Origin of the sequence: Streptomyces sp. NBC_00440, assembly GCF_036014215.1 — a bacterium.
Lineage (GTDB): Bacteria > Actinomycetota > Actinomycetes > Streptomycetales > Streptomycetaceae > Streptomyces.
The window spans coordinates 7,899,857-7,912,338 of sequence record NZ_CP107921.1; the positions used below are offsets into that span (position 1 = coordinate 7,899,857).

Sequence of the window (12,482 nt, forward strand, 5' to 3'; positions counted from 1 at the left end):
GCAGCGGCCGAGGTCAGTGCGCCCGAGCCGTGCGCCAGGTGACCTCGCAGGGCAGAGTGGCGAAGCCACGCTGATGAGGGGTGTGGACACGGCGAGCGCGGTCGGCATCGATCTCGTACGAGGACACGACAGCGCCGATCTCCTCCAGCGCGATACGCATCTCAAGCTTGGCGAGCACCGAACCCAGGCAGTGATGCGGCCCGTGCCCGAAGCTGATCATCTTGCTGGTGTCGCGATCCAGATCGAAGCGCTCAGGGTCGGGGAAGATCCGGGGGTCCCGGTTGGCGCACGCGGGCAGGACCGCGATACGGGCACCCGCACGCAGCTGCACACCGTGGAGAACCGTGTCGTCGGTGAGGCGACGGGCGACCATCTGGCTCGCCGAGTCGTAACGCAGCGTCTCGTTCGCCCACTTGTCGGCCCGTCCATTCAGCCCGGCCTGCTGAACCTCACGCGCGAGATGCCCGTGGTACCAGGCGTTGCCGATGGTCTTTCCGGTCGACTCGTTGCCCGCGCCGACCATGACGAACAGGAAGCCGACGATCTCCGAATCGGTCAGACGCCGTCCGTCGACCTCCGCCGCTGTCAGAGTCGATGTCAGATCCTGGCCGGGGCTCTTCCGCAGGTCGGTGACGAGTCCGACGAAGTACTGGGCCATGCGCAGCGCCGCCGCAGTCGCCGTCGGCCCGCGCTGGTCCGACATGTCCTCACGCACGTTCAGCGCGTCCGTGTCCGCGCGGATCAGGTCCCAGTCCCATTCGGGAATACCGAGCATCTCGCACAGGACGTCGTTGGGCAGGGCCGCGGCGTAGTCGGTGGCGAAGTCGAAACGCCGCTGACCGCGCAGGGCCTCCAGCCGCTCGCGGGTGATCGCGCGGATCCGGTCCTCCATCGCAGCCACGTGAGACGGGGTGAACGCACTGGAGACCAGCGTGCGGTAGACGCCGTGGTCGGGTGGGTCCATGGCGAGGAAGAAGCTGGTCTTCGGGGCGTGCGGACCCCACAGTTCCGGCTCCAGCGAGATGCCGAACCGGTTCGAGAACCGCTGCGGCCTGCGCAGCGCGTCCACGACATCGGCGTGGCGGGACAGGGCCCAGAAGTCCCGTTCCTCGTTGCGGTACACCGGAGCGTGCTCCCGCATCCAGGCGTAGAGCGGATACGGGTCCTCATGGATCCGGAAATCGAAGGGGTCGTAGCCGTTCGGGAACGCAGAGGCGGGGGCGTCCGATGCGCCTGCGGCGACCGGGGCGTGGTCCATGCTGGGTTCCTCCTGGTCGATGGTGGTCAAGGACGGGCTACCTCAAGAGCGGACGACCGGCGCACGGTCCGGGGAGGAGCCCGCAGCGTCCGCGCGCGGCTTCGGCACCGCGTCCCCGGCTGCCGGTGCGGTCAGCGGAACGTCGTCGCGCAGCGCGCACAGATCGCGTGAGAGGTAGCCGAGCCGCGCGACGACGAGAACGGCCACCCCGAGCAGCAGGATGAGGAAAGCGGAGCCACGACCGGTACCGACACCGATCACCTCGCCGACCGTGTCGGCCAGGGCACCGCCCGGACGCAGCAACGGTTCGAAGATCCGCTCGGAAACCGGACCGGCGAGCATGTAGCCCGCGAACAGCACCGTGTTGGTGACCATGTTGAAGGTGGCGAAGGCGCGGCCCTGCATGCCGGGCTCCACCTCGGTCTGCAGAACACTCCGGCTGGTGCCCTCGATGATCATCGTGGAGAACTGGAACCCGAAGGCCGCGATGGCGACCAGGACGATGTTGGGACGCAGAGCCCCCAGACAGAGGAAGAAACCGAGCGGCACCGCCAGCCCCGCGATGCCATGGATCCGCTTCGGCGGCCCACCCCACGCGGCCATGGTGGCACCGCCGAGAAACATGCCGACCCCACCCGCCGACAGCACCACACCCAGCGCCGTCACCGAAGCCATCCCGATCACCAGCGGCGTGAAAAGAACGTCCACGAAGCCGACCGCCAGATTCAGGGCCGCATAGAAGCAGAGCAGCGGAACCAGACCCCGCCGGGTCGTCAGATGCCGCCAGCCCTCACGGATCTCTCCGAAGATCCCAGCTTGCCTCTGCTCCGGCGCGGCGGGCCGGGGGATGCGGATCCGCAGAAGAATGGCGATGTTCAGCAAGAACGTCAGACAGTCGATGGTGAGGATTCCTGGCAGACCGATTGCGACGATCAGCAGCCCGCCGATCGCCGGAGCCACCGTCTGGCTCACGGCAGTCGCCGTCATCACCATCCCGTTGGCGCGCCCCAGTTGATTGCGCGGCGCGAGCTGCGTCACGCTCGCATTCAGCGCGGGCACCAGGAACGCCCCCAGCGCCGAGCGAACGGTGATGGTGATGAAGATGTGCCACGGCTGAAGAACATGCAGGCCGGACAGCACGGCCAGGGACAGACTCGTGCACACCCCCACCATGTCGCTCGCGAGCATCACCGTGCGCCGGTTCCAGCGGTCGACCAGCGCTCCGGCAAAAGGAGAGAGCGTGATCGCGGGCAGCAGCGACAGGATGAATCCGATGGCGAACTGGATCGTCGAGCCGGTCTTCAGATAGATCCAGACGGTGAGCGCGAACGCGGTCAGCGCCGTGCCCGTCATGCTGGCGATGTAGCCCCCGCAGAGCACCGTGAACCTTCGCACCGGTCGACCGTCCGATCCCTGCCTGGTTGGCGAGGTAGAGGGCTTGTCTGGACACGTACTCACGCCCATGGTCGGCGAGGTCCCGTCCGGAGTGCATCCCCCGAATTCGGGGACACGGCTCACCCCCCAGGGCATCCGTTCGACAGGGGGGGGACACAGCCATACCGGGCCCGGAGGCCGGCGGCCCCAGTGCAGGACCGCGAAAAATATCGGGGGACACTTCCCGGGCGTGCGCCGGCTCACCGGTGGTGTGCGGGCCGCGGCGCACGGCGCGCAGCAGCCGCAGGGCCTGCCCGAGATCACCGACCGCCGCGCGGTGCCGTCGGAATAGCGGCCCAGGCAGTCCAGCGGCAGGCGCTGGATCTCGGTGTGCGGGCTCCGGACCAGCGGGCCACCAGCAGGGCGGCCCGCTGGAACGGGCAGGCGATCGCGTCGATGGCGGGCATCAGCCGGTCGAGGTCCTGGGCGGGGATGAACCGCGGCACCCTGCGGTACTTCGGTGCGTCGCCGGCACCTACCGCTTCACTCCGAGCCCCGCCCAGATCGGGGTCGCTGAGGCGTCGGGCCCGGCGTCCGGGCTGCCGATCTCCTGGGCGTCCGTGTCGGGCCGCCACTGGTAGGGCGCGACCAGACCTGGATCGAGCAGGTCGGTGCCGTCGAAGAACCGCAGCGTCTCGTCCCGGGTGAAGGGCCGGAGGGACGTGCCCTCAGCCGCGAAATCGTCCTCCAGAGTGGCGGAACCCCCCGCGAGCTCCCGTGCGAACACCGATATCAGCAGACAACTGCCGACGGGCAGCGCGTCCATCAGGCGCCTGACGACAGCATGCGGCTGCTTCTTCCGGTCTATCCAGTGCAGCAGCAGACCCATCGTCAGGGCGACCGGCTGCCCGAGGTCGAGCGTGCTGCGCGCGGACGTGAGAATGCTGTCCGGGTCGGTGAAGTCGGCCTGGATGTAAGCGGTGCGGCCGGCCGAGCTGCTGACGTGCAGCGCCCGCGAGTGGGCGAGGACGATCGGATCGTTGTCGGTGTACACGACCCGGGATTCCGGTGCTGTCTCCTGCGCGACCTCGTGCAGGTTGGGCGACGTCGGTATGCCGGTGCCGATGTCGAGGAACTGCCGGATGCCCGCCTCGCCGGCGAGGTGTCGCACGGCGCGCAGGACGAACTCCCTGTTGGTCCGCGCTGCCAGCTGCGCCGACGGCATCTTCTCCACCACCGTCGCGGCCATGGCCCGGTCGGCGGGGTAGTTCGTCTTGCCGCCCAGGAAGACATCGTAGATACGGGCTGGATGGGCCCTGTCGGTACGCAAGTCGATCGGCCCACGCGCGCCCGTACTGCTCATCCACTCATCCGGTGACGACAACGGAATCTCTCCCTCGGCTCTCAACGCTTCAGGAACGATAGTGAACTTGATCCATCGGCATGTCCAACACAGCTTGCTGAGGCCACCACATGGACGAGCAGATCGTCGCGTTCGGCGGGGCACCGGCGAACCGGGTGGGGCGGCGCCCGGATCGGGGGTGGTGCCGGCACCACCCCCGATCCGGGGCCCAGGGCTCCTGTCCCGCGGCGTCTTCCGGAGCAGGATCTCCCTTGTGACCGACGACCGGTCCGGCAGACCACTGCCGGACGGCGACGATGAAGGGGGAGAGCCGGATGGCCAGTCATACGCGGCGGAGGATTCTGCAGGGTGCGGCGCTCACGGCGGCGGGGAGCGTGGTCGGGGGCCTGGGGCTCGGCCCCTGCGTCTCGTCGGCGGCGGCCGCGGGGACGGGCCCCGGAGAGGGCGCGACGTCGTTCCCCTTCCTGGAGGGGGCGTTCGCGCCGGTCACCGAGGAACTGACCGAGTTCGACCTGAAGGTGACCGGCCGGGTGCCGCGCGACCTCGACGGCCGCTTCCTGCGCACCGGGCCGAACGCGCTCGGCATCGAGGACCCGCGGGCGCACCACTGGATGCTGGGCGACGGCATGATCCATGGAGTGCGGCTGCGTGACGGGCGGGCCGAGTGGTACCGCAACCGGTGGGTGCGCTCCTCGCAGGTGGCGAAGAAGCTGGGGGAGAAGTACCCGGGTGAGGTCCCGCCCGACGACTTCGCCGCCAACACGCACGTCATCCCGTACAAGGGACGCATCCTGGCGCTCCAGGAGAGCGGACCGCTGCCGTACGAGATGGACGGCGAGCTGAACACGGTGCGCCCGTACGACTTCCGGTCCACGCTGGAGGGCGCGTTCACCGCGCACACGAAGTACGATCCGGCGGCCGACGAGCTGCACGCCGTGGCGTACTACCCGACGTGGGACCACGTACGGCACATCATGATCGACCGGACCGGCCGGGTGGCGCGGTCCACCAGGATCCCGGTCGCCGGCGCGCCGATGATGCACGACTTCGCGCTCACTCAGAAGTACGTGGTGATCGTGGACGTACCGGTCACATTCGACATGGCGGCTGCCCAGGCGGGCGCGGCTGTGCCCTACATCTGGAACGACAAGCACCCGATGCGGGTCGGGGTGATGCCGCGGACGGGCGGCGCCACCCGGTGGTTCGAGGTCGACCCGTTCTACTACGCGCACACGCTGAACGCCTACGACCAGGGCGACAGCGTGGTGGTGGAGTTCACCTCCATGCCCGCCCCGTTCTACGCGGCCGGCCGGGGCAACGGCGGACCCTCCACGAACGGAACGCCGACGCTCGACCGGTGGACGATCGACCTCAGCACCGGCCGCGCCGCCTCAACCAGGCTGGACGACCGGCCGCAGGAGTTCCCCCGGATCAACGAATCGCTGGTGTCCCGACGGCACCGCTTCGCCTACACGGCCAGCGCCGCCGAGATGTGGGTCGCGTACGAGACGGTCGACGGGGTGCCGCCTGACGACACGTTCACCAACTGCGTCCTGAAGCACGACATGCTGCGCGGCAGCACGCAGGTGCACCGCTTCCCGAAGGGCGCGGCCGCCAGCGAACCGGTGTTCGTGCCGCGCCGGGGCGCACGGGACGAGGACGACGGGTATGTCGTGGCCTATGTGAACGACCCGGAGCGCGGGGCCACCGACCTGGTGATCCTCTCGGCGCAGGACTTCACAGGTCACCCGCTGGCCCGTATCCATCTGCCGGGCCGGGTGCCGCTCGGCTTCCACGGCAGCTGGGTGGCGGACGCCTGACGGACTCCACGGCCCGGAGGACGTGCGCCGCTCGGCGTTGTCAGGACCGTACGGTCGAGTGGAACGTCACCACAGGTCAGGTGTCGCCGAAACAGGTCAGGTGTCGCCGAACCGCAGACTCGCCACCGTGGCAAGGAAGTTGCGCACCGACGGGGCGTCCTGTCGGTCCGCGCGGCAGACCGCGGAGACCGTGGAGTACGCGGGCGGGTCCGTCAACGGCACGTACCGCAGGGCCGGGAGCCGGAGCACGCGCAGACAGTCCGGAACGATCGTCACCCCCGTGTTGGCGGCGACGAGACCGAGCAGGGTGGGGAACTGCACTGCTTCCTGGGCGGCCTCGAGCCGCAGCCCGGCGTGGTGGCACAGCGCCGCGATGTGGTCGTACAGACGTGACACCTGGTGCCGGGGAAAGGTGAGGAAGCGCTCTCCCGCCAGGTCGGCCAGCTCGACGGCGCTCCGGCCGGCGAGCCGGTGGGACTCGTGGACGGCGACGATCAGCCGTTCGCGGTGGATGCGCCGGACGACCAGCCCGGCCGCCGTATCCACCTCGCGGGCGATCCCGACGTCGAGGCGCCCCTCGCTGATCGACTCCAGCTGCGCGTCGGTGGTGGCTTCGGCCAGTTCGAGGTGGAGACCCGGCCAGGACTGCTGCATGGCCAGCACGCTGCGCGGAACGATGCTCAGCGCGGCCGAGCTGACGAAGCCGATCCTCAGCAGGCCGATGTCGCCGTGCGCGGCGTGTCCGACGGCGGACAGCGCGTGGTCGGCCTCGGCCAGCACCCGGCGCCCCTGGGCCAGCAGTACGTGGCCGGCCTCGGTCAGCTCCACACTGCGGGTCGTCCGGCGGAACAGCGGCGTCCGCAGTTCCTTCTCGAACTTGCTGATCTGCTGGCTCAGAGCGGGCTGCGCGATATGCAGCCGCTCGGCAGCGCGGCGGAAGTTCATTTCCGTGGCGACGGCAATGAAGTACCGGAGTTGGCGGAGCTCCATGCGATTGATACTTGCAGCTTATTAATTCAATGACAATAGATACTTCTCTCGTGTCCGGCGACTGCTTAACGTTTAACGCGTAGCCGCAGTCGAACACCGAGGAGCGCCGCCGTGCCGGACATTCCGAACACCCCTGACCGACCGACGGAGCTGCGGCACCTCATCGCGGGGGAGTGGGTGGACGGTGAGGGGGCCGAGGCCCGCAGCCTCGACCCCGCCCACCCGGACCGTGCCGTCGCCGTCTACCGGACAGCCGGTGAGAAGCTCCTGGACCGGGCGGTCACCGCCGCCCAGGAGGCCCAGCCGGACTGGTCGGCGCAGGGGCTGATCCGGCGCGGCCTGGTCCTGCGCCGGGCGGCCGGACTGCTCGCGGACCGGGCCGAGGAGATCGCGCTGCTGATGACGCGGGAGGAGGGCAAGACGCTCCCGGAGTCGCGCGCCGAGGTCGGCGCCTCGGTCGAGACCCTCCACTACCACGCCTCCCGGGCCCGCGCGGCGGACGGCGTCACCTACCCGTCGGGCCATCCCGACGAGGTCATCCGCACCCTCAGGCGCCCCCTCGGCACCGTCGCGGCGATCACGCCGTGGAACTTCCCTCTGCAGATCCCGGCGTGGAAGATCGCTCCCGCCCTGCTGTGGGGCAACGCGGTCATCTGGAAGCCGGCCAGCGACACTGTCGCCGTGGCAGCCGCCTTCGCCCAGGTGCTGGCGGACGCGGGAGTGCCCGCGGGCGTGCTCGGCCTCCTCCTCGCGCCCGGCAGCGTCGGCGCGGCGCTGGTGGCCCGCGAAGAGGTCGCGGGGGTGACCTTCACCGGTTCGGTGGCGGTCGGCCGGTCCATCCAGGCGGCAGCGGTCCCGCGCGGGGCCAAGGTCCAGATGGAACTGGGCGGGCACAACGCGGCCATCGTGCTGCCCGACGCCGACCCGGCCGTGGCCGCCGCCGACCTGGTGGCGGGCGCGATGGGATCCACCGGCCAGAAGTGCACCGGCACCCGCCGGATCATCGCCGTCGGAGAGGCGTACGACGCCCTGCTGCCCGAACTGAAGCACCGGATCGAGGCCCTGGTCGTCGGCGACGGCCTGGACGACGGTGTGGGCATCGGCCCGCTGGTCTCCGTCCGGGCACGGCAGGAGGTCGAAGCGGCGGTCGAGCAGGCCCTGTCCGAAGGCGCCCAGGTGCTGGCGCGCGCCGGTGCCGGTCCCGGCACCGACGCAGACTGCTTCTACGCTCCCACCCTGCTCGCCGGGCACCCCGGCCTGACGATCTGCCACGAGGAGGTATTCGGCCCGGTCACCACCCTGGTGCGCGCAGCTGATCTGGACGAGGCGATCCGGATCGCGAACGGGACCCGGTTCGGCCTCACGGCAGCCGTGTTCACCTGCGACGAGCGGGCCGTACGGCGCTGCGTCGAAGAGCTCGACGCCGGGCTGGTGAAGGCGAACGCGCCCACTACCGGATCGGAGCTGCACGCGCCGTTCGGCGGACTCAAGGACTCCTCCTTCCCGGCGCCCCGCGAGCAGAACGGTGACAGCGGCGCGGAGTTCTTCACCTGGTCCAAGACGGCGTACCTGCGCACCGGCACCCCGGCCCGGAGCCGGTCGTGACAGCCGGGCCGGGGTTGCGGCCCACCGAACGGCTCCGCCGGGCCCAGCAGTTCGCGCGCCCGGCGGACCAGGTCCTCGATCCGGAGGAGCTGGGGTCCGCCCGCCACACCCGGCACAGCTTCGCGCGGTCCTTCCTCCGCACCGCCGCCGCGCAGCGCTGGACCGTGACCCGCGAGACCTGGGACATCGACGCGCAGGGCAGGGGCGAAGCCGTCTACCGGATCGACGCCGACGGCCATGAGCTGAGGTTCGCCGCCTTCTCCACGGTGCTGCCCGACGGGCAGCGTACGGACAGGGTCGTCGCCGAGGCGTGGGACGTCACCGCGGCCCTGGTCGAAGGCCCCTGGAACGAGGCCCGGCGGTCGGAACTGCGCGCGCAGGTGCCGGGGCAGGAGACGGGCCGCGCCGACGCCGCGACTCTGGTGTGGACGCGGGCCAACCGCAGCAGACGGTTCTTCGACTACGTGGTGGACCGGCTCGCCGAGGGGCGGCAGCCCGATCCGGCCGAACTGGGCGACGCAGCGTATGTGCTGCGGAGCACGGCCTTCTACAGCAACGGCAAGTTCGGACTCGCCGACTTCGGCCGGCTGCGCCCCGGCCACCCGCTGCGGCTGCCGTACCGGTCGCAGATGCTGACCGCATGGCTGCTGCGCGAGCTCAGCTACGACCTGGTCGAGCACTGCGCGGCGGCGAAGAGCCCGCAAGCCGTGGCACTGGACGGGGACTGGCGGTGCTTCCTGGGGCTCGGCAACGCCACCGGGCTCGGCATGGTCCCCTACGTGATCAACCACCCGCAGGTGCTGGACGCGTGGTGCGCGGTGCGCGAACTCCCGCTCGCGTACGCCCTCCAGCAGACCACATCACCGCAGGACGCGCGGACGGAGCGGGTACGCCTGCTGCTCGACCGGGCGCGGGAGTACTACCGCGAACGCGACACCCTGGCCACCGCGCCCTATCTCCCCGGCCCACAACTGGCCGGCCTGCTCGACAAGGTGGTGGAGCTGCTCGACGGATACCTCGCCACCGGGCTGGTCCTGGGCGAGCGGACCGACCGGGCCTGGCACGCCCTGCACACGGCGGCCGGGGAGATCGGTCTCGAAGCGCGCGGTGTGGTCGACTCGGTGCTCGTCGAGGTCTACGACGACCTCGACACGGACATCGACGTACTGCTCCGCTGCGACCAGACCCTCCAGGTGGCGCCCGCCCAGACCTGCGGGGAGCTCAGGACCGAGGTGCTCGAACGCTACGGCTGGGTGCGCCGGTTCGACTTCGGTGATCCCGCCCAGCAGGCGCACTTCTGGTTCTCGTCCCAGGACAACGAAGAACCCCGGCGCGGCCGGCGCGGCGTCGATCCGGGCGAGGAGGTGGAGCACCCGGTCGACATCGCCCGCGCGGTGACCGAGCTGCTCGGCGACCTGGAGAGCGCGGACGACGGTCAACTCGTCGGCGAATTCCTGCTTTCGCACCCATGGCACCGCGGAGTGGCCGCCCGTGTTCAGTCGCTGGCGGGGCTTCCCTACGCCGAAGTCCGGGCCAATCTGCTCGCCGCGAACTTTCTGCCCCTGCACCTGCAACGCTTCCAGCTCGCCCTGTACGGCATGGACAACTACAGCCCCCAGTCCACCGACTGGCTCCGGGTCACGCTGTTCTCCGGCGCCCCGCGGGTGGCCGACATCGCGGCCGGAACCGACCCCGACTGGTTCTTCGTTCGCAAACCCCGAAAGGACGCACGGTGAGTTCGCTCGCTCATGAGGACCTGGTCGTCGTGGACGGCCTGGAGATCAACAACTGGGACCGGAAGGTGCTCGAAGAGCTCCGTACCGGCGGCGTCAGCGGTGTGAACGCCACCTGCGCCGTATGGGAGGGGCCGGGCGAGACCATCCGTGCGATCGCCGACTGGTACCAGCTGGCCAGGGACAACGACGACGTGGTCGTGCTCGCCGGGACGGCCGCAGAGATACGTGCCGCGAAGGCCGAAGGCAAGGTGGCGGTGCTGCTGGGTTTCCAGAACACTTCGCCCTTCGGCGACGACTACCGTCTTGTGGAGGTGTTCCACCGGCTCGGGGTACGCGTCGGACAGCTCACCTACAACATCCAGAACCTGGTCGGCGGTGCCTGCTACGACGCCCACGACTCCGGGCTGACCGCCTTCGGCGGCCACATCGTGGACGAGATGAACCGGGTCGGGATGCTCATCGACCTCTCGCATGTGGGCAACCGGACCTCGCGTGACGCCATTGAGGCATCCGCGGGGCCGGTGGCCATCACGCACTCGAACCCGACGTGGTTCTTCGACCACCCCAGGAACAAGCCGGCCGAAGTCATCAGGGCCCTGGCCGACCGTGGCGGGGTCATCGGATGCTGCCTCTACCCCAATGTGCTGGGCGGTGAGCTGACCACCCGTGACCAGTTCTGCTCGATGGTGGCGCGGCTGGTCGACGAGATCGGTCCGGATCATGTGGCCATCGGCAGCGACTGCACGCGGAACTGGTCGCAGGACTTCGTGGCCTGGCTGCGCAACGGACGCTGGAGGCCCGCTGCGGCCAACCCGGTCGAACCCGAATGGCCCGTGTGGCCGCAGTGGTTCGGCGGCCCCGAGGACTTTCCCGCCGTCACCGAGGGTCTGCTCTCGGCGGGCCTCGACGACGCCACCGTCACGAAGGTGATGGGCGAGAACTGGCTCCGGCTCTTCACAGAAGTCTTCGACACCACGGACCCACGATGACCGGCGGACGGACCATGAGCGGCGGACCCACGATTGCAGGCGGACGCACCGGTGCCGGCACGGACACCGACCGGACCGGCAGCGGCTTCCGGGTGGCGGTACGGGAGATCCGCGAGGCGGCCTTCCGCGCGGTCGTCGCCGCCGGAGCCTCCAGCGGAGAAGCCGCGACGACCGCGGACCTCGTCGTACTCGGCGAGGTCCTGGACGGAGCGGGCGTCCTCGCGCTGGCCGGTGAGCTCGACCGCGTCCCGCGAGGCCGGCAACCGGTCTCATGCTCCGGCGGCAGCCACCTGGCACGCCACGATCCGGTCGTACTCCACGATCCGGCGTGCCGCGGGCCCCTGTTGCTGGGGCCTTCGGCGGCGGACCTCGCAGCGGCGGGCCCGCGCCCGGTCCTGCTGCCCGGAGTGTGGACCCCGTCGGTGGAGTGGATCCTCGTCAGCGCCGCGGCCCGGACCGGAACCCCGCTCCTGGCCACCCGGATACGCGCGGACGGCTCACCTGGAAGCTGCGTACTGGCCACCGCCGACAGCACGGTGTACCGGGCTCCCGGCCCCGGCGCCTTCGGCACCCGGCACACCGCGGATGCTCCGATCCGGCCCGCCGATGGCATCCTGCTGAGCCGCTGGAACGGGGACACCGGGACGCCGGATCTGCCACCGGCCCGCACCCCGGCGCACCACCACGAGCGCTTCGCCACAGCCATGACGCACGGTCTGCGGGTCGACCCCGGACCGTGGGCGACGGTCCACGGCGCCGCACGGCGCTACCTGGTTCCCGAACGCCCTGCATCCCCGCAACCCTGAACCCCGCACCGCAGAGGAAGTCCACCGATGCCGACTCTCTTCCCCCACCCCGACGGCCGGCCCCGGCCCTACTCCGCCGCAGCCCTCCACAACGGCACTCTCTGGGCCTGCGGCCAGGTCCCCGTCACCCCCGAAGGCGACACGCCGCACGACATCGGCGACCAGGTCCGGCTGGCCCTGGACAACCTGGAGACCGTGCTGACCGCAGCCGGCGGTGGCCTGGACACCCTGCTCAAAGTCACCGTGTACCTGGCCGACCTCGCCGAGTTCGACCACTACAACTCCGCCTACCTCGACCGCCTGGCGGACGTCGCGCTGCCGCCCCGTACGACGGTGCAGGTCGCGGCCTTCCGCGGTGCCAAACGGGTCGAGATCGACGCGGTGGCGGCCCTCGTCCCCGGCCCGTAGCGGCTCCGGCGTACGTACACCCTGCCGGCCCCCCCGGCGGACCGGGGCGCATCCGGTCACCCCCCCCGTGCCACGCGGTCCCTGCCGCCACGGCAACCCCCAGCGCTCGCCTCGTGCGGAGACGCTACCCGTG

Annotated in this window: 11 protein-coding genes; 6 read left to right on the forward strand and 5 right to left on the reverse strand. The window is 70.4% G+C overall.

Annotated elements, in window-relative coordinates:
- Positions 1-13 precede the first annotated feature (13 nt).
- The 4 genes from OHB13_RS35045 to OHB13_RS35060 all read right to left on the reverse strand — a co-directional run bounded on the left by OHB13_RS35045 (position 14) and on the right by OHB13_RS35060 (position 3,995).
- The gene (locus OHB13_RS35045) at positions 14-1,288 is read right to left on the reverse strand and encodes a cytochrome P450 (RefSeq protein ID WP_328379846.1); all 1,275 of its coding nucleotides are present in this window, start codon (positions 1,286-1,288) and stop codon (positions 14-16) included.
- Between the two features lie 12 nt (positions 1,289-1,300).
- Positions 1,301-2,722, reverse strand: a complete 1,422-nt coding sequence (locus OHB13_RS35050; RefSeq protein WP_328379847.1) for an MFS transporter — start codon at positions 2,720-2,722, stop codon at positions 1,301-1,303.
- A gap of 230 nt (positions 2,723-2,952) precedes the next feature.
- A complete protein-coding gene (locus OHB13_RS35055) occupies positions 2,953-3,138 on the reverse strand; it encodes a hypothetical protein (RefSeq protein ID WP_328379848.1) in 186 nt (61 codons plus the stop codon).
- Positions 3,139-3,167: 29 nt separating this feature from the next.
- Complete coding sequence (locus tag OHB13_RS35060) at positions 3,168-3,995, reverse strand: SAM-dependent methyltransferase (protein ID WP_328379849.1); 828 nt, start codon at positions 3,993-3,995, stop codon at positions 3,168-3,170.
- Between the two features lie 314 nt (positions 3,996-4,309).
- On the opposite strand from OHB13_RS35060, the gene OHB13_RS35065 reads away from it, so the two are divergent.
- On the forward strand, positions 4,310-5,815 hold the full coding sequence (locus tag OHB13_RS35065; protein WP_328379850.1) for a carotenoid oxygenase family protein: 1,506 nt from the start codon (positions 4,310-4,312) through the stop codon (positions 5,813-5,815).
- A 96-nt stretch (positions 5,816-5,911) separates the two neighbouring features.
- On the opposite strand, the gene OHB13_RS35070 is transcribed toward OHB13_RS35065, so the two are convergent.
- Positions 5,912-6,805 carry a LysR family transcriptional regulator gene (locus OHB13_RS35070; protein ID WP_328379851.1) on the reverse strand — a complete coding sequence of 298 codons (894 nt, stop codon included), beginning with the start codon at positions 6,803-6,805 and terminating at the stop codon, positions 5,912-5,914.
- Between the two features lie 111 nt (positions 6,806-6,916).
- Here OHB13_RS35070 and OHB13_RS35075 point away from each other — a divergent pair, with 111 nt between their 5' ends.
- The 5 genes from OHB13_RS35075 to OHB13_RS35095 are packed head-to-tail and all read left to right on the forward strand — an operon-like array spanning position 6,917 to position 12,349.
- On the forward strand, positions 6,917-8,410 hold the full coding sequence (locus tag OHB13_RS35075) for an aldehyde dehydrogenase family protein (RefSeq protein WP_328379852.1): 1,494 nt from the start codon (positions 6,917-6,919) through the stop codon (positions 8,408-8,410).
- Positions 8,407-10,146, forward strand: coding sequence for a hypothetical protein (locus OHB13_RS35080; RefSeq protein ID WP_328379853.1), 1,740 nt, complete (start codon positions 8,407-8,409; stop codon positions 10,144-10,146). Before OHB13_RS35075 ends, OHB13_RS35080 begins: the two co-directional genes overlap by 4 nt.
- Positions 10,143-11,135: a membrane dipeptidase gene (locus OHB13_RS35085; RefSeq protein WP_328379854.1), complete on the forward strand. Its 993-nt coding sequence runs from the start codon at positions 10,143-10,145 to the stop codon at positions 11,133-11,135. Before OHB13_RS35080 ends, OHB13_RS35085 begins: the two co-directional genes overlap by 4 nt.
- A 14-nt stretch (positions 11,136-11,149) precedes the next feature.
- The gene (locus tag OHB13_RS35090; RefSeq protein ID WP_328379855.1) at positions 11,150-11,941 is read left to right on the forward strand and encodes a hypothetical protein; all 792 of its coding nucleotides are present in this window, start codon (positions 11,150-11,152) and stop codon (positions 11,939-11,941) included.
- Between the two features lie 27 nt (positions 11,942-11,968).
- Positions 11,969-12,349 carry a RidA family protein gene (locus OHB13_RS35095; RefSeq protein WP_328379856.1) on the forward strand — a complete coding sequence of 127 codons (381 nt, stop codon included), beginning with the start codon at positions 11,969-11,971 and terminating at the stop codon, positions 12,347-12,349.
- Positions 12,350-12,482: the final 133 nt, after the last annotated feature.

Coding starts and splice junctions, on each gene's coding strand:
- OHB13_RS35050 (WP_328379847.1), bottom strand. CDS start 2,722: ATGGGCGTGAGTACGTGTCCAGACAAGCCCTCTACCTCGCCAACCAGG.
- OHB13_RS35060 (WP_328379849.1), bottom strand. CDS start 3,995: ATGAGCAGTACGGGCGCGCGTGGGCCGATCGACTTGCGTACCGACAGG.
- OHB13_RS35065 (WP_328379850.1), top strand. CDS start 4,310: ATGGCCAGTCATACGCGGCGGAGGATTCTGCAGGGTGCGGCGCTCACG.
- OHB13_RS35070 (WP_328379851.1), bottom strand. CDS start 6,805: ATGGAGCTCCGCCAACTCCGGTACTTCATTGCCGTCGCCACGGAAATG.
- OHB13_RS35090 (WP_328379855.1), top strand. CDS start 11,150: ATGAGCGGCGGACCCACGATTGCAGGCGGACGCACCGGTGCCGGCACG.
- OHB13_RS35095 (WP_328379856.1), top strand. CDS start 11,969: ATGCCGACTCTCTTCCCCCACCCCGACGGCCGGCCCCGGCCCTACTCC.